Genomic DNA, 22,495 nt, shown 5'->3' on the forward strand with positions numbered 1-22,495 from the left:
CTCAAGCATGAAATAGTAGGTTTAGAGAGCATAAGCGAAGGTGTTTGGGACATTGTTTTTGGCCCGATTGTCTTGGGCCGCATCGATGAAAAGGATGTAAAGGAAGATTACGTAACACTCAAAGTGATCAGAAGTAAGTGACCTGGTGTTACCCATGTGACTGAACTCTTTTGTTACCTATGTGGTTGATCCCTTCACTTGCCCCACCACTCGGCACCTCGCCTAGGCTCGGTGTGCCCGCACTCCGGCACGGCTGCGCGGGTCGCCGCGATGGGCCATCCCTGGCCCAGCGCGGCTAAACCGGCATCCTTGCCGGTTTACCCGCTCCACCGTGCCTACTTGCGGCCAGCGTGGTTTAACGGGGCGCCTAAGATCAAGATCAAGATCAACAGCAACAGCACGGCGGCCTGAAAGCCGACCTGAGTGGTGTAGATCAAAAGCGGTAAAACAAGCGAGCAAGCCCACATTTGGATCTCCATACACCAGATAGATATCACTCTGCTCTTGATCTGGCTTTTGCTTCACACCACTCAGGTCGGCTTTCAGGCCGCCGTGCTCTGCTTTTGATCTTGATCTTGATCTCAGGCGCCCCATTAAACCACGCTGGCCGCACGCAGGCTTGAATCCGTGGGTAACCCGGCAGGACGCCGGGTTAGCCGCGCTGGGCCAAGGATGGCCCATCGCGGCGGCCCACGGATTCAAGCCTGCGTGCGGGCACACCGAGCCTAGGCGAGGTGCCGAGTGGTGGGGCAAGAGCCCTTTGCTTACTTTGGGCTGGGCCGGCATTCCGGCTTTTCCAAAGTGAGTCGCCGTAAGGGCGAAACCATAAGCCGCCGTTACCCAAACAACGGATATGTACTCAATCAACCTAAAGAATATGACCAATCCAAAGCCCACCATTGGATCGTCTTATACCCCCACCGCCTGCAACCGGCCGGAACGAAAATCCTTGGGCGACACCTCGAATTGCTTCTTGAACGATCGGCTGAAATGCGCCGAGTCGGTGAAGCCCCATTTGTAGGCAATCGAGGTGATCGACTCACTGCGCAGAAACGGGTTGGTCAAATCATCCGCACTGCGTTTGAGCCGCGCCCGCTGGATATAGCGACAGACGCTGTCGTCCTGCTCCTCAAACAATCGATACAGATGCCGCACCGAAATATTCAGCCGATTAGCCAAGCCGATCGGACTCAAACCGGGCTGGCTCAATGACTCGTCAATGACCTTCTGAACATAGCTGCGCAGGTTATTCCCCTGCAACGACGCCACGCCTTCGCGGCATTCATCGCCCTGCTCCAGGGCCGAACCCAGCAGCGAAACGAACGCCGATTGCAGCGCCTCCACCTCGCCCGCGCCGTCCTCGGTGTCGTCTTTGCACAGTTGATCCATCAGCACATGCAGCATGCGCCCACAGGCTTTGGTCGAAGAGATCTTGCCGAAGACGCGAGCATGACCGCCCAAGTGTTTGCACACATCAGGGCGCGACAGGGACAGCGAGGCATGTTCGATAAGGCCGAAGGGGGTGATTTCAATGGAGCCCACAGAGTCCATCAACAGCATCTCGCCAGGGGCCAGTTGCAGGGTCTGGCCATTCTGGGCTATCTGCGAATAACCACTGCGCTGACTGACCAGGAAACAATCCTGGTCGTTGTCGTGGTCGGCATGGTGCGCCGGGCGCTTGATCAGGCCGGCATTGGTGCGCAGGATGGCCAGGCCGCGCGGCAAGTTGCTGATTTCACCGATAAACAGCGAGCGGTTGAAGGCCAACTCGGTATCGAAATGACCGCACGCGTCGCGCAGCTCTCGGTTCCAGCTGTCCAGCCCGTCGTGTGCATGCTGTTGGATGCTCATGGGTGTCTCCGCAATGGCTTCTTTTTGTTGTTCTCGAGCAATAGTTAACATGTTATCTATATGCACGCAACAACTACCTGTTTGCCATTGCAGAAGCACTAATGATGCCAATCAGAGGTTCGACAGCACCCGTTGCAGCCCCGCCATGCTCGTCAGCAAGTGGTTGCGCTGCGCAGGACTCAGGGCGATGTAACGCCGAAACGCCGGCATGCGATTGACCACCTCGCTGCCGCCCATATGCTCCAGGCGCACGCACCATTGCCGACCCAACAGCTCGATACGCAGGCGCTTGAAGTCCAGCGGCATCAGTGCCTGGAACAGCGCATCGTCCGCCAGCATTCGCGCCTGCAACTCACCGGCCAGCGCTGAGTTGCCGGACCTGCGTCGCACGCGTATTCCGTTGCGCCAAATCGCGCCGCCATGGTGCACCTCTAAGCTACCCGTGCTCTCTGTCAAAGCAGGCACGTGCAACACAAATTCGGTCATCACCAGGTGCATCAACAATTGGGATTCGGTGCGCTCGGCAATCTCCAACACCAAGCCGTCCACACGCACCTGCGCCCGCGTCGCTGACAGCCGCTCGAAACCCGCCAGCCCCAGGTTGCGCCGTAAGTGCTCCAGGGTCACCCCTGGCCGATACCCCGATGGGGCACGGTCAGCACGAAACAGCTCAAACAGTTTTTGCCGCAAAGTCGCTATAACCATCGTCAGCGTGCCCCGGTTGATGACTGAATTCCTTGGCCAGCACCTCCTCCACGGAGGCTGGCTTGAAGGGGTTGACCTTCTGCACCACCAGGGTCCAGAACAACGCATACGCCGCCGTCAACCCAAGCATCACGGCAAACGGCACGTAGATATCCGCAGGGTTCATGCCTGGTGGCGTGATAAACCACATGCCCAGCAGGATGCCGATACTCGACACGATCTGCGGCAGCGGAAACCACGGCGAACGGTAGGCCCGTGGCAAATCCGGGCGACGAATGCGCAGGATCACCACCGACACCGTCACCAGCAAATACGCAAAGCTCCACGCACACACCGCCGCCAATACCAGATGCATGATGTTGTCGGTGTTGCCGCCCAGGTACAGCGCGTGCAGGCAGGGAATCAGCATCGCCACCAGGATGCACAACAGCGGCGTCTTGAAGCGCGGGTGCAGGTAGGTGAAAACCTTGGGCAATGCCCCATCCACCGCCATGCCGTAGAGAATCCGTGGCACACCGGCCATCAAGGTGTTGATGGTCGCAGCACCGGCAAACAGAAAGCCGATGCCCAGCCACAGTGGGCCGACCTGCCCCATCACCTGCTCGGCGAACTTGGGGATCGCCATGGGCGTGTCCAGCAGATGCACGCCTGACGCGGCGTCCAGCACCACGTTTTCCACCTGGCGCTTCATCGCCGCGCCATAGATGAACATGCAGCTCGCCACGCCCATCAACCCGAGCATCATCGCGCGCGGCATCACCTTGGCCGATTGACGCAAGTCCGGCGCCAGCGGCGTGACGAACTCGCAACCGACAAACATAAACATCGCCATGCCCACCAGCGACAGCACGGTCACAAGGTCGGTGCCCACCAACGACTCACCGAACCACCCCTCCAGATGCACCGCTGGCGCGGCGATCAAGCCCAGCACGCCAAACACCATCAAGGTGGTCCACATGCCAAAGGTGAGGATGATTTCCGCGCGGCCAAATGCGCTGACGCCAAAGGCATTCAGCACCCCGAACACAATCACAAACCCTACGCCCAGCAGCCACGAACCGCCTGCGGACTCCGCCAATGTATTGAGGTGTTCAAAGTTCACCAGCGCCATCACCCCGGACAGGATGGTTTCGGCGGTGCCGGCAAACACATGCACGATCAGGTAGGCCGACAAGGTCCCGGTGATCGCAAAGAATCGGCCCATACCGCAGTTGATGTAGTCATACACCGAGCCGGTGGTGGGCAGGATCGAGGCGGCTTCAGCGAAGGTGGTCGCCTGGGCCAACATCATGACCACGGCGATCAGCATTGCCAGGGCAAACGCACTGCCGCCGATGCCAAAGCCCATGGTGGCGGTGAGAATCACCGGGCTTGCCATGATCAGGCCAATGGTGCTGGCCAACGCGGTGGGGAAACCTACCGTGCCCCGGTTGAGGTGCGCGGTGAGTCGGTCGTTGATCGACATGGTGGGGTCCTCGAAAGCGGTTTTTTTAGTGTGTCGGCACTGTGCGCCCCACTCGAGTTGATCGTCTTGCCCCTGTCTGCCGCCGGTTTTGTTGCTCCCTGCCACGACGTGCTGCCTGGCGGCCAGGGTCAATTCCCTGGCACGCAAATGAAAGACTTGGCCTCCCACCGCTCGCCCTAATGCGCCCTCACTCTTAACCAAGCTGGGGACAATAACAATGGAGCACACACTGAAAAATCGCCGCCTGCGCCAGGCGGTCGGCCTGGGTATCGCGCTACTGGTCGGTCAGGCCCAGGCGGTCGAGTTGTACGCCGACGCCGACACCAAGGTCACCGGCAACTTCCTCGCCGTGTATGGGATGTTCAACAGCCCGAAAAACTACGACGGCCGCAGCGGTGGTTCCACCTGGCGCGAGGCGTTTATCAAGTACGGCCTGAGTGTCGAGCAAAGCCTGGGCAACTTCGGTGGGGTGTATGGCACGGCCAATCTGGTGAGTTCCGGCACCTGGGGCGATGGCGATGCGTCCGGGGTCACCAATGGCACCGAACGCACCACCAAGTTTGACGAAGCCTTCGCTGGCTGGCGCTCCGGGGACCTGTTCCCGGCATTGGGCAAGGACGGTCTCGACCTGTCGTTCGGGCGGCAGATCATCACCCTGGGCGACGGTTTCATCATCAACGACGACGGCCCCAACCTGGGCAACGGTGTGGGTGATGGCGAGTTCAATCGCGGCGGCGCCTACTACATTGCCGCGCGACACGCTTTTGACAAGACCGCGGTGATCCGCTTGGGCGGCAAGGACGGCGTGCATGGCAGCCTGATGTGGATCAAGTCCGACAACCCCGCCCAGGCCATGACCGAAATGGCCGCGGGCACCCTGGAATACACCGCCGCACCGGGCACCTTGGGGCTGACGTATATTCACGGCATCGACGTGGATGAGCGCTTCGCCACCGACCTGCAACGCCAGCGCAAGGGCATGAACCTCTACAGCCTGCGTGGCACCGGCAATGCCGGCATCGACAACGCGCACTTCGCCTTTGAACTGGCACGCCAGGACAAACGCGCCGGCCAGGAAAACGCCGGTTACGCCGAAGCGGGCTACACCTTCGCCGACCTGCCGTGGTCACCCGACCTGACCTACCGCTACGCGCGCTATTCAAAAAACTGGGACGGGATGTTTTCAGGCTTCAATCGCGGTTATGGCACCTGGGTGCAGGGCGAAGTGGCGGGCAACTACTCCGGCCCCTATAACAGCAACACGGCGGTGCAGCACGTGGCACTCAAGGTCAAGCCGCTGGCGAACGTCACCCTTGGCGCGCTGTTCTTCAACTACAGCACCGTCAGCACCCGCGACCAGTTGAACCTCGATGGCCGCGAGCTGGACCTGTACGCCGAATGGGCGGTGAACGAGCATCTGATCATCACCCCGCTGATCGGCCTCTACAAACCCGACAAGGATGCGCAGACCGGCGGCAACCAGGTCGGGGGCAACGGCACCAACGTCTACAGTCAGTTGGTCGTCGCCGTACCGTTCTGAACCGCCTCGGGCGCGCAGGGACGCCGCGCCTGAATCTGTGCATAAGCGCCCTGGTGATACAGCAACGGCGCACGGCCGAAATCATCAAACGCCACCACCTTGCCGATCATGATCCAGTGGTCGCCACCGTCGATCTGCTGGTATTTCTCACAGTGAAAACGCGCCGAGCAATCGGCAAACACCGGCGAGCCACCCTCCCCGGGTTCGTATTCGATCAAGGCGAAACGGTCCTCACGCGGGCGCGCAAAATTGTTCGACAGGTGTTCTTGGTCGGCGGCCAACACATTCACCGCAAAGTGGCTGGCCTCCTCAAACACCTCGTGGCTGTTGGAGCGCTTGTCGATGCTCCACAGCACCAACGGCGGGTCGAGGGATACCGAATTGAAACTGTTGGCGGTCACGCCCACTTTGCGCCCGGACGCGGTGGCCGCGGTGACCACGGTCACGCCGGTGGCGAAGTTGCCCAGGGCGCGGCGAAAAGCGCGTGGATCGAAAACGCTGCTGTCAGACATGCAAGACTCCCGGACACCCTCAAACGAGCGCCCTGATTGTTGTTGTAAAAGAACCCGTCACACCATGCTCGGGTCAGGCTCCAGGCCCATCAGCTCACGGCCGAGGATCTGCGCGCAGACGTCGTAGTCGGTGTAGGCATGCGCGCCGGTCATATGGGAATCGCGGAACAGGCGCTGCATTTCGTTGTGTTCGAACCAGGCGTTGCCGCCCGCTGCGGCGAACAGCCGATCCACCGCCTCGATGCACATCTTGGTCGCGTAGGCCTGATTGGTGCGCCAGAACGCCAGGGTTTCTCGACTCGGATAACGCTGCGCGGCGCTGTGCTCAGCGTGCTCCTGCCAGGTCTTCTCCAGAAACGCCCGGGCGGCGGCCACCTGATGAGTGGACTCGGCCAGGCGCATCAACGCAGGGGTGGCCGCGCCCACGGCGGCACCGGTGTAGGCACGCACGCGGTTTTTGGTTTTTTCGCGGAACACCTCCAGCATGCGTTCGGCCACCCCAAGGCTGACGGTGGAGAAACCGCTGGCGAAATACGGCCGATACGGCGCGTAGAAAATCTTGCTGTCGGGATACAGGCCAAAACCTGCGGACTTGCCCTCCATCATGTCCCTGGCCTTCTGGATCCGGTGCTCGGGCACCCAGGCATTGTCGATGATCAAGGTCTTGGTACCGCTGCCTTTCATGCCGGCGGCGTACCAGTCATCACGGATCTGGTAATCGCTGCGCGGCAGCACGGCGAAACAGTAATCCTGGGTGCCTTCGGGGTTCTGGCGGCGGCAGCCGACAATCGCCCACTCGCCATGGTCACAGCCACTGCTCCAGCCCATCTCACCGCTGAAATGCACACCGCCCTCGCCCTCCACGACACGCCCGAACGGCGCAATACTGCTGCTGGCCGTGGCGTCCGGGTTTTCGCCCCAGACCTCCTGCTGCAACGTCGCCGAGAACAACGCCAACTGATGGCTGTGGGTGCACAACAAACTCATGGCCCAGGCGGTGCTGGCACAACTACCGGCGAGCAACGCGATGCAGTCGGCGAATTCGGGCAGCGACAGTTCCAGGCCACCAAACGCCTTGGGTTGAAAGACGCGGTGCAGGCCGATGCTTTTGAGCAACGCAATGTTTTCCTCCGGCACCTTGCGTTCCTGTTCGGCACGCGCGGCGTTCGCAGCGATAAGGGGCAGGATGGGCTTGAGGTCTTCGAGGAGCGGGTTTGGCTTTTTCATGGACGGCCCTGCTTATTATTGGAAGTCCGGCACGCGCTCCGAAGCGAGGAGCGGCACCCGATGCAGGGCCAGTATCGAACGCGTTGCCGGGGCGGAAAATGCACGTTCCACAGGCAAGGTTGTACTTTTCATAGACGTGGCAGGCACAGACATATCGCGTGGCAGGCACAGTCAAGCTCCGTCGACCACTGCTGGTTACCCTCGGGCTTTCCTTTGTGAACTGCCAGGAACCTGCCATGAGCGATATCCCGCTGCTGCCTCAAGTCGACGCTTTTCTACGTCGGCACCATGGACTGTTTATCGACGGCGCCAACGTACCCAGCCATTCGAGCCAGACCCTGGCCGTCACCAACCCTGCCAACGGCACTGTCATTGCCCATGTCGCCGACGCCGATCTGGCGGATATCGACGCGGCCGTGACCTCCGCCAACCAGGGCTTCCAGCACTGGTCGCAAGCCGCACCGGCAACGCGGGGTAACGTGCTACTGAAACTGGCGGACCTGCTGGAGCAGAACCGTGAGGAACTGGCGCAGATCGAGACCTGCCAGTCGGGCAAGATCATCCAGATTTCCCGCGCCTTCGAGGTCGACCAGGCGGCGCACTTCCTGCGTTATTACGCCGGTTGGGCCACCAAAATCAGCGGCCAGACCCTCACCCCCTCGCTGCCCTCCTTCAACGGCGAGCGCTACACCGCCTTCACCCTGCGCGAACCGGTGGGCGTGGTGGTGGGCATCGTGCCGTGGAATTTCTCCACCATGATCGCCATCTGGAAACTCGCCTCGGCGCTGGTGACCGGTTGCAGCATCATCATCAAACCCAGCGAATTCACGCCACTGACGATCCTGCGCATCGCCGAACTGGCCATCGACGCCGGGCTGCCGAAGGGGGTGCTCAACGTGCTGACCGGTGGCGGCCACGTCGGCAAAGGCTTAGTCGAACACCCCGGCACCCACAAGGTATCGTTCACCGGTTCAGTACCCACCGGCATCGCCGTAGGCCGCAGCGCCATGGGCGCCGGCCTCACCCGCGCGACCCTGGAACTGGGCGGCAAAAACGCTGCCGGCTTCCTGCGTGACATGGACGTGGACAAAGCGGTGGACGGCATCATCGAAGCAGGCTTCCTGCACTCCGGGCAAATCTGCGCGGCAGCCGAACGTTTCTTCGTGCACCGCTCGCAGATCGATGCCGTGCTGGAAAAACTCAGCCTGCGCCTCAGTCGCCTGACCATCGGCTCGCCCCTGGACGAACGCACCGAATTCGGCCCGGTGACCCACCACCAGCACCAACTGAAACTGCTCGGCTACATCGATCAGGCCCGCGCCGAAAACAATACGATCATCCATGGCGGCAACCTCATCGACCGCCCCGGCTGCTACGTCGAACCCACGGTGATCCTCGCCAACAACGCCAACGACACCCTGCTCAACGAAGAAACCTTCGGCCCCATCGCCACCTTCCTGCCCTACGACAGCGAAGACGAACTGCTCGCGCTGATGAACAACAGCCCCTACGGCCTCAGCGCCAGCCTGTGGACCAACGACCTCGGCAAGGCGCTGCGCATGGTGCCGGCCATCAATGCGGGCACGCTGTGGATCAACATGCACACCCTGCTCGACCCGGCGGTGCCGTTTGGGGGCAATAGGTCTTCGGGGGTTGGGCGGGAGTTTGGCAGTGCGTTTATTGAGGATTACACCGAGCTTAAGTCGGTGATGATTCGCTACTGAGGCCCACAGACTGGACACACTTTTTACCTGTGGCGCCTGATCAAACAACGCCCATCCAACAAACAAAGCAGACTCCCTGTGGGAGCTGTCGAGCTTTAGCGAGGCTGCGATGGGGCCGTGTCAGGTAATAAAGTTGTCAACTGACAGATCGCCTTCGCAGCCTCGCTAAAGCTCGACAGCTCCTACAGTTGATCTTCGTAGGGATGGATGAGGTGTGGTGACCCTACCAACTGCCCATCGCCAAACTGTGCGGTGAAAACTCGACAAACTGCCAGCGCAACGCCAACGCGGCCGGGCGCCACACTGCATGCTCCACGGTCACCGTCCACAACCGCTGGGCGCCCTCGAACTGTGCCACTTCCGGGCCACCGAGAATCAGCGAAGTCCGCCCGGCCACTTGCAACACGTCCCCCGATTCAAAATCGATAAACAACAACCCCGCTACCGGGTTGGCCTGCAAATTACCCAAGGTGTTGAAGAACAGGTTCCCGGCGAAGTCGGGGATGGTCAGCAGATTGCCGTCGACGCGCACAAAGCCGGTATTCCCGCCACGATGGGAGACGTCCACCGAGCGTTGGCCGTCCACGTCAACGTAGCTGGCGACGAAGAAGGTGTCGGCCTTACGGATCATGGTTTGTGTCGCTTCATCCAGGCTGTTGGAGCGCTCGGCCACGGTGCCAGGTTTACGGGCGATGGCGTCAACGGGCCGCAGCTGGATGTACTTGGGACAATTGCCGAAAGTGTGCACCACGTCGACCGAGAAGCCGTCGTGATCCAGCGTGCTGACCCGACCATTCATACGGTTGCGGCGCCGGGTGTTGAGGTCGATGCCGAGCACGCCCACGGAGGCGCCACGGCCCAATGCAGACCACGCCGGGTCACTTTTGGACGGCAGGCTATCGATCTGCAACGTCTGCGGATCGGGTGAATGAGCAAACCCCGGCGCACCTTCCAGCAGCGTCGCCCACGGGATGCCCTGCTCATCCACGGCGCCCAGCATCAGGTACGGCAGCAACGGATAGAAATCCCGATGCTGCTCAGGCAAGTGGTCACGAATAACCTTGGGCCCGATCGTCGCCATGCGCTCAGCGACACCGGCACTTTCTTGCAATTGGCGTTCCCCGGCATGCCAGGGGGACTGTTCGATCGGGTTCATGGCAATCACCTCAGGTCAGATGCCCCAATGCTGCGCCCCTCCAGCCAGCGAGAGAATGCCCACGCAAAGCAATCCACTGTTACACCCACTGAAATGCCGGATGCTCGCGCAACGCCGCCACGCAGTGATCGACAAAACTGCGCACGCGCAGCGGTGCATTGCGGCCTTCGCGGTAGACCACATGCACCGGCAAGGGCGGCAGTTCATAAGTGGACAGTACCCGGCGCAATTGCCCACTGAGCAGATGCTCGTGAACCGGGTAACTCAGGCAACGAACCAGCCCCGCGCCATGCACAGCGGCATTGATCGCGCCTTGCACCGTGGCGCAGCTCAACCGCGCGCGGGCCTTGAGCTGACAACCCTGGAAGTCCCAATAGACCTGGTCGGCACTGGCGATCAACCGATGTTGCTTGAGATCCTCCGGGCGTTGAGGCTCGCCGTTCGCCGCGAGGTATTCAGGGCTGGCGCAGAGGATATGCCGCACCTGCCCGACCGTTCGTGCGATCAGCGATGAGCTGGGCAGCTCGCCAACAAGGATCGCCACATCCAGCCCCTCTTCATGCAGATTCGGGTAATAGTCGTGGTAGCGGGCCACCAAGTGCACATCGGGGTAGCGCTCCATATAGTCGGCCAACACCGGCGCCATCACGTAGCGACTGAACAGCAACGGCAAAAACACCCGTAAATTGCCCTGGGCCTGCACATGCAAGCCTTTGGCCGAGGCTTCGGCAGCGTCCACGGCGGCCAGCAGGCGTTCGCAGTCGGCCATGTAAGCGCTGCCCGCTTCAGTCAGGCTGACACCTCGGGTACTGCGCGCCAGCAACGGCACGCGCAGGCGGGCTTCCAAGCGTGCAATCGCGCGTATCAGGGTCGGGCCAGAGACTTGAGCACGACGTGCCGCCGCGGCCAGGCTCGGTTGCTCGGCCAGCGCCACGAACAGTTGCATGTCGCGATAGCGCTCCATCAGCCGCGCCGCTTCATCGCCGGGTTCAGGGCAACGTCCTGGCCCAGGCGCTGGGTAAGAAAATCCACAAACGTGTTGATCTTGGCCGGTACTCGACCGCTTTTCTGGAACACCACCTGGATTGGCAGTGGTGCGGGTTCAAACGCTTCGAGCACAATCTCAAGCTCACCCGCCGCCACCGCCGACGCAACCTGATAGGACAGCACGCGAGTCACACCCCAACCCAGGCGCGCCAGGTTGATCGCCGCATTGTTCGCAGTGACGACCAGCCGTGGTGCGATAGGCGCCACCAGCGCCTGGCCTTCGTGGACAAACTGCCATTCGTTCACTAACTGGCTGGCGGACGAGGCGACGATCTTCGCTTCACGCAATTGTTCGGGGTGTTGCGGCCGCCCCTGCTGATTGAGGTAGCTGGGCGATGCGCACACCACCCGGCGCACTTCCCCGACCTTGATCGCCTGCTGCCCCGGCTCCTGTAAATGGCCGATACGCACGGCCACATCGACGCCTTCATCGACCATGCTCACCACACGGTCGACGAGCAAGGCGTTGATATTCACCAGGGGAAACCGGTCGAGGTAATCGCCAAGTACCGGCGCCACATAGCGTTCGCCAAACAGCACCGGCGCGGTCACTGTCAGGTGGCCGCAAGGGATGGAATAACTGCCCGCTGCCGCCTCCTCGGCTTCATCGAGTTCGGCGAGGATGCGCCGGCAATCTTCCAGATAACGCTGCCCGGCTTCGGTCAGGTGCAGACTGCGGGTAGTGCGCGCCAACAGTTGGGTGCCGATGCGTTGTTCCATGGCGGCGATGGCCCGAGTCACACTGGGCGGCGAGGTTTTCAGGCGGCGCGCGGCGGCGGCAAAGCCCTCCTCCTCAGCCACCGCCAGGAACACCTGCATTTCATGAAATCGATCCATCCGCCCGCCTCTTGAAGGTTACTGTGATTGCAAACCGGCCGCCGTGCGCGGCATCCCGACAAAACCCGGTAGCGCTTCGATGCTGGCGAGCCAGGCGCGCACATGAGGGTAGTCGGCCAGCGACACATTGCCTTCCGGCGCATGGGATACGTAGGTGTAGAACGCGATATCGGCAATGCTCGGCTGTTCGCTGGCCAGGAAGCGGCTTTTGCTCAATTGTGCCTCCACCAGTTGCAACAACGCGTGGGAGCGGTTGATGGCCGCAACGGTGTCGACCTCGGCCCCAAACACCACCGCCAGTCGGGCAACGGCAGGCCCGCCGTGGAGTTGGCCGGCTGCCGCCGAAAGCCAGCGTTGCACGCGGGCTTGCCCTACCGGATCGCTCGGCAGCCATTGGCCGTTGCCGTATTGGTTGGCGAGGTAGACCAGGATCGCATTGGAATCCGCCAGCACGGTGCCGTTGTCATCAATCGCCGGCACCTGGCCGAAGCTATTGAGGGTGGCGATAAACTCGGGGGTTTTGTGGGCGCCTTGCTTGAGGTCGACCAGGATAAATTCGTGGGGCAAACCCAACAGGGACAGCATCAGTTCAACCCGATGCGAGTGACCGGACAGTGGGAAACCATAGAGTTTGATCGCAGGCTGGGTCATGACAGGCTCCAAAAATGAGAGGGTATCGACGCGACACATGCTCCACCGCTGCCCCAACCGATGGAATCACCAGAAATTACAATCAAGCATTTCATCCAGCGAAACAATCACTCGCCAAACAATTCAACAATCAGATTGAACAGCGTGGTCTTTACCGCGCTGTCCAACTCGGTCCAAGCCAAGCCGGTGGTGGCCTGGAACGCGCCCAACTCCAGGTGCCGCGACACGCAGTTGGCCGGCAGTGCCCGCGCAGCCTGCTGCGGTAACACGCCGATGCCCAACCCGGCTGAGACCAGCGCGAGCATGGTGGTGAACTCACCCAGTTCAGAGGCGATGTCCAGAGTCATGCCCACAGCCTGAATAAACTCGTCATAGAAGCCCGGCGCATAACGCCGCGCCAGGATGTACACCGGCACCTTGAGCAAATCAGCAGGCTGGATCGATTCCTGAGCCGCCAACGGATGATCCATCGGCAACGCCACGCAAAAACTCTCGTGCAGCACGGCGCGGGTTTGCACGCCGGGATAGGCCGCAGGCAGACGCATCAGCCCAAAGTCCAGTTGGCCGTTCTTCAAGGCGGCGGCTTGATCGGGGCCGGGCATGTCCTTGAGTTCCAGCTCGATACGCGGGTAGCGCTGGTGCACCGCGCGGATCAGTTGCGGCAACAGTTGCGGCAATACCGACGAGACAAAGCCCAGGCGTACCCGGCCGATTTCCCCTCGATTGGACGCCCGCGCCGCGTCCGCCGCGCGGGCAGCCTGGTGCAAGGTGGCCTGGGCCTCAGGCAGGAAAACCCGGCCGGCTTCCGTCAGCGTCACCGAATGGCGATTGCGGTCCAGCAGGCGCACGCCCAAGCCACTTTCCAGCAGCTTGATTTGCATGCTCAGCGCCGGTTGCACGATCGACAGCTGCGCCGCCGCCCGGCCGAAATGCAGCTCCTGAGCGAGCACCACAAAGGCACGCAAGTGCTTGAGCTCCATCAAGCCTCCCTGGTTATCACGAATATTGATCACCCGATCACAAATGAAAATTGGACGCTGACCCGCGACTGCGGTGAAGTAACCCTGCGTCATACACAATATGACAGGGCTTGGCCTATAACAATGAGAACAAGGAGGCACCCTGCTCGGCATGACTAACGACACTTATCTGCTGCTGGATGCGCTAATCACAACTATCGGATTGTTATTGTTGATCACCCGCTTCATGGTCCACCCCTTTGTCGCCTTGGGGTTCATCATGCTGCTGTCGTCTATGGTGTTCAGCATTAGGAGAGGTATCCCATGCAAAACGTTTTAGATAACTTCCGCCTCGACGGCCGGCTCGCGCTGGTCACGGGTTCCAGCGCCGGTATCGGCCTAGCGCTTGCCCGCGGCCTGGCTCAGGCCGGTGCGCGGGTGGTGCTTAACGGGCGCAACCGCAGCACCCTGCGCGATGCCGCCGCACTGTTGGCGGCGGAAGGCCTGGAGGTGCACACCCAGGCGTTTGATGTAACCGACAGCGCGGCGATTCAGGCGGCCGTGGCGGATATCGAGTCGCGCCTCGGCCCGCTGGAAATTCTGGTGAACAACGCCGGCATGCAACGCCGTGGGCCGCTGGAGGACTACAGCGAGCAGCACTGGCGCGAACTGATCAGCACCAACCTCGACAGCGCGTTCCTGGTGGGCCAGGCCGTGGCGCGGGCGATGATCCCGCGCAAGCGTGGGCGCATCATCAATATCTGCTCGGTGCAAAGTGAACTGGGCCGCCCGGGTATCGCGCCATATGCGGCGAGCAAGGGCGCGTTGAAAATGCTCACCAAGGGCATGGCCATCGACTGGGGCCCGCATGGGCTGACGGTCAACGGCATCGGCCCGGGCTATTTCAAGACCGAACTCAACGCCAACCTGGTGGCCAACCCCGAATTCAGCGAGTGGCTGGTGCAACGCACCCCAAGCCGACGCTGGGGCGACGTGGCGGAGTTGGCCGGCGCGGCGGTGTTCCTCGCCAGCGACGCCGCGAGCTTCGTCAACGGCCATATCCTCTACGTCGACGGTGGCATCACCGCGTCGCTGTGATCCTGGCCGCCGTAAAGAAAGGAGAACGCTATGCACGCTATTGTCTGCCACGCCTCGAAAGACCTGCGGGTCGATCCCCAGGATGAGCCGCAAACCCTCGCCCCCGACCAACTGCGCGTGCGCATCGCCCGTGGCGGCATCTGCGGTTCGGACTTGCATTACTACCAGCACGGCGGCTTCGGTACTGTGCGCCTGCGTGAACCGATGGTGCTTGGCCATGAAGTCTCGGCCGTGATCGATGCGGTAGGCAGCGACGCCGGGCCGTTCAAGGTCGGCCAGCGCATTGCGGTGTCGCCGTCACGCCCGTGCGGTGGTTGCCGATATTGCCATCAGGGCCTGCCCAACCATTGCCTGAACATGCGTTTCTACGGCAGCGCGATGCCCTTCCCGCATATCCAGGGTGCGTTTCGCCAAAGCCTGGTGATCGAGACCCATCAAGCCCATCTGTTGGCCGATACTCTCAGCCTCGCCGAAGGTGCATTGGCCGAGCCGTTATCGGTGGGTTTGCACGCGATCCAACGCGCCGGTGCGGTATTCGGCAAGCGCGTGCTGGTGACCGGTTGCGGCCCGATCGGCAACCTGCTGATCGGCAGTCTGCGCGCCGCCGGTGCCGGTGAAATCGTCGCCGTGGACCTGTCTGCCGGCGCCCTTGCCTGCGCCGAAAAAATGGGCGCCACCCGCACCCACAACATGGCCGACGACGCCGACGCACTTAAACGCTACACCGCTGAAAAGGGCTACTTCGACGTGATGTTCGAAGTGTCCGGCAGCGCCCAGGCCCTGCGTAACGGCCTGGAGTGCATCGTGCCACGCGGAGTGTTGGTCACCGTGGGTTTGGGTGGTGATGTGTCGCTGCCGCTCAACCTGCTGGTGAGCCGGGAAATCGACCTGCGTGGCACCTTCCGCTTCCATTCGGAGTTTGCCCAGGCGGTGGACTTGCTCAATCGCCAGATCATCGATGTGCGCCCGGTGATCTCCCATACCGTGCCGTTTGGCGATGCCGTGCAGGCATTTGAGTTGGCGGCGGATAAGCGTCAGGCGATGAAGGTGGTGCTGGATTTTGGCGTGGCTGATTAAGCCCTGAAAGCGACTGGACCGTTGGCGAGTGTCTGTCTACGCTCACCACCGAGTGGAGCAAGGAGTCGTTCCAGTCGCTTCACGTCATTGAAGGAGCAGTCCCCATGAATGGATCACGCATACCCTTTGCCATTGCCCTCGCCGCACTGGCCTTGACCGCCCAGGCCGATCAAGGCACCGACACCGTTGCCCAACTCAATAAGCTGTATAACGACACCCGACAAGACTGCGGCGGGCCGTCAAAACCTGCATTCCTGTGCTCCGGCGTATTGTTCCGCGCCACCTGGCCGTCCACCGATTACCAGTTCTACAGCGTCAGCCCGAAAAGCCAGGTCAGCGGCGGGGTGTCGGCCTCGTACCTGCGTAAAGACTCCAAGTACCGCAAGCTGGCCTACGGGCTCAAAAGCGGTTTCATCTTTAACCCCATCTTCGGCAACCCCAAGCAAAACAAGGATTACGCGGTACTGTGTTCGTTCCCCATCGACGCGGCCACCGATGACCGTGCCGGGCAAGGCTGCACAGACTCCAAGCGAACCCCTGGGGCTGTGGAGAAGTTCTGCGGTGAAAGCGGCATCACCACCGCCGAGCAATGGTTCGCCGATTACCAGAAAAACCGCGGCGACCATTCACGTCAATGCTCATTCGACGTGCGTGATGAACGTAACACCGCCGCCGGCCCGGCCTTCTATCAGAGCATCCGTGCCATGGCCACGATCGCCGACGAGTCCTTTACCACCCAGAACGAACTGCGCCTGGCCAAGTGGGAGGAAGACCCACCGAAATCACCGTCGATCATGGCCGCTTTTTACACCGAAGACGCGGGACTGGAAGGCGCCCGGCTCAATCAAATCCAATGGTACAAATCGGTTCAGCAGTTCTTGCCGGTCATCAATATGAAACTGCCACAAACCCGCCAACAGGACGCAAGCTTCGTCTACGACAGCAAGAAGCAGGTGATCTACCCCACCACCGAGAAAAACACCTGTGATCGCTATGTGCAAAGCGCAGCATGGGTCGAACGTGACGACCCAGGCTTTGGCAAAAAGCTCATGACCCTTGAGGTGACACCGACCGACTGCGGGCGCCAGGTGAAAGAAGGCCAGACCAACAACTTCTTCAACGAACTGGCCGCCGATCACTACCTGGATTCCAGTTGGAAAGATAACCAGGACAACCGCGACAGCACCGTCGGCAGCATGCGTCGTCAGTTGGTCTGCCACTTCAACATTGCGCGCAACAAGCCTCAGTGGAACCTGGAGCCGTCGCGCCCTTACACCTCCAACGAAGACTCGATTGCCAAGGGCTGCAACAACACCTGAGTTGAGACCTCAGGCACGCTCCTCGAGCCGATCGCGCAAAAACCGATGGCTCGCGGAAAACAACCGCCGGTAGGTGAGCAACACCGCACCTACCGTGCCCAGCGCCGACGACGCGGCGATCAAAAACATGATCACGATCTGGTAACGCACCGCGTCCACCGGGCTCTCCCCCGCCAGCACCTGGCCGGTCATCATGCCGGGCAGGCTGACGATACCCACCACCGTCATCTGGTTCAGCGTCGGGATCATCCCGGCGCGCACCGCCTGGCGAATCGCCTCTTGCGCCGCTTCCCAGCGCGAACCGCCGAGGGCCAGGATCATCTCGATGGTGTTGCGGCCCGAGGTCAGTTCCTGGGTCATGCGCTCGATGCCCAAGGACACGCCCGTCAGGGTATTGCCCAGGATCATGCCGAGGATCGGAATCGCATACTGCGGCTCGTACCACGGATGGATGCGAATCACCGCAAACAAACCCACCGCCGTGACCAGCCACGAACTGCCCCACACCGACACGATGCTGTCGAGCCGCTGCCCTTTGTACGTGCGCCGACCACGCCCCGCCGCCGACATGCCCGCAATCAAGGTCATCGCACACATCAGTGGCAGCACCACGTACCAATAGGCGAACTCGAATACCCAGCCGAGCAGGTAACCGATGGCCATCAGTTGCACCACGGTGCGCACCGCCGCCCACAGCAACTGGCGCTCCAGCCCCAGGCGCAATAGCAAGGAAAGTGCGCCGTTGATCAGGATCAGCGAGGCGGCGATGCCCATGTCCAACGCCGTAAGGTTTTGATAGTTCATGGCTGGGCGGCTCCGCTCAACACACCGGCGTCCATGTGCAGGTGGATCGCGCTCATGCGTTGGGCCTGATCCAGATCGTGGGACACCCAGATATAAGCGCGGGAGTTATCGCCGGCAAACCAGGCGTCGATCAGCGCTTCGACATCACGGGAGGATGTGGGATCGAGTGCGGCGGTGGGTTCATCCAGCAACAGCACTTCGGGGTTGAGTTGCAGGGTACGAATCAGTGAGACCACCTGGGATTCACCGCCCGACAGGTCGCCGGCATTCTTTTCCAGGAAGTCTGGGGTTTTACCGGCATGCCCCAACAGCGTAGTCACGGCCTGCAAGTCGAAGCGGCGTTGGCGCAGAGTCTTGAGGCTGAAGGGAAAACGCAGGTTGTCTTCCACCGTGCCCTCGATCAGCGCCGGGCGTTGGGACAGGTAACTGATGTGGCTGCGATAGTGAGGAATCTGCGCATTGGCGATCGGCTGGTTATTCCACAGGATCTGCCCGGAGCTGGGCGCTTCCAGCAAGGCCAGCGCCCGCAGGAACACACTTTTGCCGGAGCCGGAGGAGCCGGTGATCGATACGCGGTCGGCGCGGTTCAAGGTGAAGTCGGTCGGTTGGAGCAAGAGCACCTGGCGCCGGTCGTCCTTGCGCGTGAGGGCTCGGGTTTCAATTAACGCAGTGTCTGTCATGAACTCACTACTCGGTTGAACGGCTTGCAATCAACTCACCCACTGCCTATATTTCGGGCCTGGCGCCCTCTACGCCACCTTCCGCGGAAAGGGCTGCGCCCAGGATCTTGACTGAAATATCCCATTTCTACGACTCCCAACCTTAAAGCGGACAAGGTTTGTGCAAGGAGATCGTATGTCGCAGCGCCCTTTACCTTCCAATTCCAACGGCCGTCTCAACCTTGAGCAGCAGCGCAAGCGCGCCAAGGAACTGTTACCACGCCTGAAAAGCCAAGACCCAAGCGCCACGTTGTCCCAGGCTCAATGGGAGGTCGCCAAGCAGCTGGGTTTCAGCAGTTGGCCCAAGCTCAAGGCGCATGTCGATGCCCTCGACTTTGCCGCCCGCCATCCCAACTTCGCGGCAAGCGATGAAGCTCGCACCACCCACTGGCGCTGCGGCAATGACATCGCCCACAGCCTCCAATTGGCAGGGTTCAAGGGGCAGTTCCGGATGCTTACCGACCCACTGTGCATGGGGCCGGTTCGCGATTTACCCCGCGAAGATTTTCGCGCCCTGCGCAGCGCGTTTATCAGCCAGGCGTTTGCCCTGAGCCCAACCGATGCAGCACGGAGGATCGCCGATGAATACGATCAGCTTGACGCATTGACCAGCGCCGAGCACAGCGTGTTGTGGTGCGAAGCGGATGCCTATGACCAACTGTTCCTGATCCGCGCATTGGCAGGCCTGGAACGCGCACCGAAAAAGCTGGAGCTGATCGAGGTCGATGGTATTCCAGGCGTCGAACGTTTTATCGGTATCGGCCAGTTGGCGCCCGATGTGCTGGCCTGGCTATGGCCGCAACGACGCTTGATTGATGACAACGCGGTGCAACTGGCGAAACAGGCATGGTCGGCCTATTGCGACAGCTCGCCGGTCAAGCTGGCGGAACTGGCCCATGGCACGCATCCTTGCCTGCCCTTTCTCGCGCCCGCCTTACTGCGACAGTTGCAAGAGTTACCGGGAGTTCATGATGGCTTGTCACTCACTGAACGCTTGTCCCTGACCTACATCGCCGAGGCTGGGCCGGTGCCCTTCGGACGGGTATTTGCCGAGTTGATGGCCAAGCGCGAACCGCTGCCGTTTCTGGGGGACATGATGTTTTATGCGCTGTTGCGGCCATTGATCGATGGCGAACAACCGTTGCTGACAGAGTCGGGCGCTGACAGCGCTTGGCCAGGCCGTGAGTTGGCGCTGACACCGCTTGGGCACGCGGTGCTGAACGCCAGTGCTTATTGGCTGGACCACGCCAGCCATGAGCGCTGGGTCGGCGGAGTCTGCTTGAAACCCCGTCAACCCCATTGGGCAATAGACGACAACCAGCCGTTAAGGCGTGATTGACGACTCATCGTTGTGCGATGCCCGAGGCTTATGGCGCGGGCATCCATTCAGCGCTTGGGCGACAACCCGACTGCGCAAGCCACTACCGCCGGATCGCCCCCGTACAGAGTGCGCGGGGTGATCGATGAGGGGCAGATGCGGCTGTCAACGGCACGCAATGTCGGCCGTTCAGCGGTCGGAGAGCTGTGTGCCGGGTCAACAATTTCCATGCAACGGCGCAACGAGTTGAAGTCGGGAGACTGCGAAAGTGACAAATGCAGCGTCTGGCTCACCGATACCGACACCACTGAACTCAATGCGCATTGGCCGTCATAGATCAATGTGTGGCGAATCATCGGGTTGTCATGGCAGTACTTCAACAGGTTTACCTGCCGCGAATGCACCAGCGCCGTGTTGATGATCAACAGGTCGAACGCTACGCCCACCGAGCGGGTCAGCCCCAACAGCTCATCAAATGAGCTAAGGGGGGCAATACGGTGGTAGCCCAGTTGGTTGAGCATTTTCTCGATCTTGATCCGTTGCAGAAAGTCCGCATCGGCAATCAGAAGGCGTAACGCTTTATTAGACATAGGGTAAACCTGACAGTTGGGCATCAACGTCGATCATTCAACGGTGAACACGGTAACGGTCAGGGAGCAAACATGCCTTTAAGGCGATTCTGAAACGGTACCCCGAAGCAGCGAGCAACTTTTAAGAATCGCCTGAAAGCCTTCGCGCGCATCTCCCTCTACCCTGGTTTGCGTCCCCCAACACCCCATGGAATTCGCCTGTGCTGATGTCACTGTTCAGAATGCTGCTGCTCGCCGGCACGATGCTCGCTCTCGCACCGTCCGCCCGTGCAGCACTGAAGATCGAAGGCACGCGCCTGATCTACTTTGGCCAGGACAAGGCGGCCTCCATCAACGTGGTCAACCAGGCGTCACAGGAAGTGGTGGTGCAAACCTGGATCACCGATGAGGACGACTCGACCAGCCGCAACGTACCGTTTGCCGCGACAGAGCCGCTGGTGAAACTCGGCGGAGGGGAGCATCACCCATTGCGGATTCTGTATGCCGGTGAAGGCCTGCCTGACGACCGCGAATCGCTGTTATGGCTGAACATCATGGAAATCCCGCGTAAGCCACAAACCCCCAACGCCGTGCAGTTTGCGATACGCCAGCGCCTCAAGCTGCTCTATCGCCCGCCGCAGCTCACCGGCGGCTCGGCCGAGGCGGTGCAGCAATTGGTCTGGCACACCGATGGGCACACCCTCACCGTCAGCAATCCCAGCGCGTTTCACCTGTCACTGGTGAACCTGCACACAGACACTCAAGCGCTCAGCGACTACCTGCTGCTCAAGCCACGGGAAAGCAAAACCCTGACCGCGCCCGGCATGCTGCCAAAAGGCGTCACTCTCCACTTCACCGAAATCACCGATATCGGCTTGCAGGCCCGCCACAGCGCGGCACTCAAGTGATAGCTCGCGGGGTACTTGCACCTATGTCACTCACCAAACGTTTTCTACCCTTGTTGCTGCTGGGGTGTGCCGTCCTGCCCGGCACCAGCTATGCACTGGCCTGTCGCGAGGACGGCAGCGGCTCGATCATCACCTCAGAGGCGCTGGGCACCGCGCTGGCAGTCGCTGCCGACGCCCCCAACGGCACCATCATCTGGGAGTCGGGCCCACGCTCGACCAATGTGATTTGCAAGGACGACTACAACCATGGCCGCGAGGAAGTGTATTTCTACGTCAACCCGGCCAGCGTCAGCATCGGCACGGGTATCCGCGTAGGCATCCGCTATAACAATATGCCGATCACCCAAAGCACCGGCAAAGTCGGTACGGGGTTCTTTTCCGACCGCGGCTGCAACTTGTCCAACTGCGTCGGCTGGGACAAGGCCCGGTTCACCCTCAACTTCAGCGTATTCATCGAGAAGTACGACCCCACGCCACCGAGCGGCCAGGCCAGCCAGTTGACCTCGTACCGCGTGTTCCAACTGGACGGTGTGCGCGGGCTAAACTCGCGGCCCGACAGCAACTTCAACTACGTGGTCACCGGCATGAACGGTATCCGCTTTGTGCCTTGCACCCCCGAGCTGACCATCAGCCCCAGCGTGGTCAACTTCCCCACACCGTCGCGCAAAGCTTCGATCGGTGAAGTCGCCAGCACGGCGAACTTCAGCTTGAGCCTGCGCAAGGGCTGCGACACGCCCTACACCGTCAGCGCACGCTTCGCGACCACGCCGGGGGGCGGTAGCTTGATCAATGGGCTGCTGGTGCCGGCTAACAACAGTTCGGTGGGGATCTCGTTGTCCCGCGCCGAGAGCCAACAGCAATTGCCTTTCAACAACTGGTTCACGTTGCAAGAGCTGATGAGGCTGGGCCAGAGCCACGATGAATTTCGCGCGGATCTGAAATGGCGCACCCTGCCGATCCCCGGCGCATTCGACGCCGCCGTGGTGGTCGACATGTATTACAAATAGCC

20 protein-coding genes and 3 pseudogenes are annotated in these 22,495 nt (G+C 61.1%); 10 read left to right on the forward strand and 13 right to left on the reverse strand.

Translation table 11 applies throughout. The features are described from left to right. A pseudogene (locus BFL40_RS34660) lies at positions 1-141 on the forward strand (IS481 family transposase); the annotation flags it as partial. Between the two features lie 768 nt (positions 142-909). On the opposite strand, the gene feaR reads toward BFL40_RS34660, so the two are convergent. From feaR to BFL40_RS23775, 3 genes are all read right to left on the reverse strand, one after another. Then, a complete protein-coding gene (gene feaR, locus BFL40_RS23765; RefSeq protein ID WP_071486221.1) occupies positions 910-1,851 on the reverse strand; it encodes a transcriptional regulator FeaR in 942 nt (313 codons plus the stop codon). Between the two features lie 111 nt (positions 1,852-1,962). Next, positions 1,963-2,556 (reverse strand): DUF3156 family protein, encoded by a 594-nt coding sequence (locus tag BFL40_RS23770; protein WP_071486222.1) that lies wholly within the window; start codon positions 2,554-2,556, stop codon positions 1,963-1,965. Beyond that, on the reverse strand, positions 2,522-4,021 hold the full coding sequence (locus tag BFL40_RS23775; protein ID WP_071486223.1) for an APC family permease: 1,500 nt from the start codon (positions 4,019-4,021) through the stop codon (positions 2,522-2,524). The genes BFL40_RS23770 and BFL40_RS23775 overlap by 35 nt, the downstream gene beginning before the upstream one ends. Before the next feature lie 217 nt (positions 4,022-4,238). Between BFL40_RS23775 and BFL40_RS23780 the strand changes: the two genes are divergently transcribed. Beyond that, positions 4,239-5,561: an alginate export family protein gene (locus BFL40_RS23780; protein WP_071486224.1), complete on the forward strand. Its 1,323-nt coding sequence runs from the start codon at positions 4,239-4,241 to the stop codon at positions 5,559-5,561. Between the two features lie 32 nt (positions 5,562-5,593). On the opposite strand, the pseudogene BFL40_RS23785 reads toward BFL40_RS23780, so the two are convergent. Both BFL40_RS23785 and BFL40_RS23790 read right to left on the reverse strand, forming a co-directional pair. After that, positions 5,594-6,073 (reverse strand): annotated as a pseudogene (locus BFL40_RS23785) (flavin reductase family protein); the annotation flags it as partial. A gap of 57 nt (positions 6,074-6,130) precedes the next feature. Then, positions 6,131-7,300 (reverse strand): p-hydroxyphenylacetate 3-hydroxylase oxygenase component, encoded by a 1,170-nt coding sequence (locus tag BFL40_RS23790; protein WP_071486226.1) that lies wholly within the window; start codon positions 7,298-7,300, stop codon positions 6,131-6,133. 236 nt (positions 7,301-7,536) lie between these two features. On the opposite strand from BFL40_RS23790, the gene BFL40_RS23795 reads away from it, so the two are divergent. After that, on the forward strand, positions 7,537-9,024 hold the full coding sequence (locus BFL40_RS23795; protein WP_071486227.1) for an aldehyde dehydrogenase family protein: 1,488 nt from the start codon (positions 7,537-7,539) through the stop codon (positions 9,022-9,024). A 223-nt stretch (positions 9,025-9,247) separates the two neighbouring features. Here the strand turns inward: BFL40_RS23795 and BFL40_RS23800 are convergent, their stop codons facing one another. From BFL40_RS23800 to BFL40_RS23820, 5 genes are all read right to left on the reverse strand, one after another. Next, on the reverse strand, positions 9,248-10,180 hold the full coding sequence (locus BFL40_RS23800) for a pyridoxamine 5'-phosphate oxidase family protein (RefSeq protein WP_071486228.1): 933 nt from the start codon (positions 10,178-10,180) through the stop codon (positions 9,248-9,250). 79 nt (positions 10,181-10,259) lie between these two features. Continuing rightward, on the reverse strand, positions 10,260-11,144 hold the full coding sequence (locus BFL40_RS23805) for a LysR family transcriptional regulator (RefSeq protein ID WP_071486229.1): 885 nt from the start codon (positions 11,142-11,144) through the stop codon (positions 10,260-10,262). Further along, positions 11,144-12,064 (reverse strand): LysR family transcriptional regulator, encoded by a 921-nt coding sequence (locus BFL40_RS23810; RefSeq protein WP_071486230.1) that lies wholly within the window; start codon positions 12,062-12,064, stop codon positions 11,144-11,146. The genes BFL40_RS23805 and BFL40_RS23810 overlap by 1 nt, the downstream gene beginning before the upstream one ends. A gap of 18 nt (positions 12,065-12,082) precedes the next feature. Then, the gene (locus tag BFL40_RS23815) at positions 12,083-12,715 is read right to left on the reverse strand and encodes a glutathione S-transferase family protein (protein WP_071486231.1); all 633 of its coding nucleotides are present in this window, start codon (positions 12,713-12,715) and stop codon (positions 12,083-12,085) included. Between the two features lie 107 nt (positions 12,716-12,822). Further along, complete coding sequence (locus BFL40_RS23820) at positions 12,823-13,695, reverse strand: LysR family transcriptional regulator (protein WP_071486232.1); 873 nt, start codon at positions 13,693-13,695, stop codon at positions 12,823-12,825. Between the two features lie 142 nt (positions 13,696-13,837). Between BFL40_RS23820 and BFL40_RS34365 the strand changes: the two are divergent. From BFL40_RS34365 to BFL40_RS23835, 4 genes and pseudogenes are all read left to right on the forward strand, one after another. Continuing rightward, positions 13,838-13,972 (forward strand): annotated as a pseudogene (locus BFL40_RS34365) (permease DsdX); the annotation flags it as partial. A gap of 26 nt (positions 13,973-13,998) precedes the next feature. Continuing rightward, positions 13,999-14,772, forward strand: a complete 774-nt coding sequence (locus tag BFL40_RS23825) for a glucose 1-dehydrogenase (protein WP_071486233.1) — start codon at positions 13,999-14,001, stop codon at positions 14,770-14,772. Between the two features lie 30 nt (positions 14,773-14,802). Beyond that, positions 14,803-15,849, forward strand: coding sequence for an L-idonate 5-dehydrogenase (locus BFL40_RS23830; protein WP_071486234.1), 1,047 nt, complete (start codon positions 14,803-14,805; stop codon positions 15,847-15,849). A 104-nt stretch (positions 15,850-15,953) separates the two neighbouring features. Next, on the forward strand, positions 15,954-17,168 hold the full coding sequence (locus BFL40_RS23835) for a DUF2599 domain-containing protein (RefSeq protein ID WP_071486235.1): 1,215 nt from the start codon (positions 15,954-15,956) through the stop codon (positions 17,166-17,168). 9 nt (positions 17,169-17,177) lie between these two features. Here the strand turns inward: BFL40_RS23835 and BFL40_RS23840 are convergent, their stop codons facing one another. Together BFL40_RS23840 and BFL40_RS23845 are read right to left on the reverse strand one after the other, a co-directional pair. Then, the gene (locus BFL40_RS23840) at positions 17,178-17,972 is read right to left on the reverse strand and encodes an ABC transporter permease (RefSeq protein ID WP_071486236.1); all 795 of its coding nucleotides are present in this window, start codon (positions 17,970-17,972) and stop codon (positions 17,178-17,180) included. Continuing rightward, positions 17,969-18,652 carry an ABC transporter ATP-binding protein gene (locus BFL40_RS23845; RefSeq protein WP_071486237.1) on the reverse strand — a complete coding sequence of 228 codons (684 nt, stop codon included), beginning with the start codon at positions 18,650-18,652 and terminating at the stop codon, positions 17,969-17,971. Before BFL40_RS23845 ends, BFL40_RS23840 begins: the two co-directional genes overlap by 4 nt. Before the next feature lie 175 nt (positions 18,653-18,827). On the opposite strand from BFL40_RS23845, the gene BFL40_RS23850 reads away from it, so the two are divergent. Further along, positions 18,828-20,030 (forward strand): DUF1835 domain-containing protein, encoded by a 1,203-nt coding sequence (locus BFL40_RS23850; RefSeq protein WP_071486238.1) that lies wholly within the window; start codon positions 18,828-18,830, stop codon positions 20,028-20,030. A 47-nt stretch (positions 20,031-20,077) separates the two neighbouring features. Here the strand turns inward: BFL40_RS23850 and BFL40_RS23855 are convergent, their stop codons facing one another. Continuing rightward, positions 20,078-20,599, reverse strand: coding sequence for an ANTAR domain-containing protein (locus BFL40_RS23855; RefSeq protein ID WP_071486239.1), 522 nt, complete (start codon positions 20,597-20,599; stop codon positions 20,078-20,080). Between the two features lie 206 nt (positions 20,600-20,805). Here BFL40_RS23855 and BFL40_RS23860 point away from each other — a divergent pair, with 206 nt between their 5' ends. After that, positions 20,806-21,486, forward strand: coding sequence for a fimbrial biogenesis chaperone (locus BFL40_RS23860; RefSeq protein WP_235864685.1), 681 nt, complete (start codon positions 20,806-20,808; stop codon positions 21,484-21,486). 23 nt (positions 21,487-21,509) lie between these two features. After that, positions 21,510-22,493 (forward strand): fimbrial protein, encoded by a 984-nt coding sequence (locus tag BFL40_RS23865; RefSeq protein WP_071486240.1) that lies wholly within the window; start codon positions 21,510-21,512, stop codon positions 22,491-22,493. The last annotated feature ends 2 nt before the right edge of the window (positions 22,494-22,495 follow it).

This window comes from Pseudomonas costantinii, from assembly GCF_001870435.1.
GTDB classification, from domain to species: Bacteria; Pseudomonadota; Gammaproteobacteria; order Pseudomonadales; family Pseudomonadaceae; genus Aquipseudomonas; species Aquipseudomonas costantinii.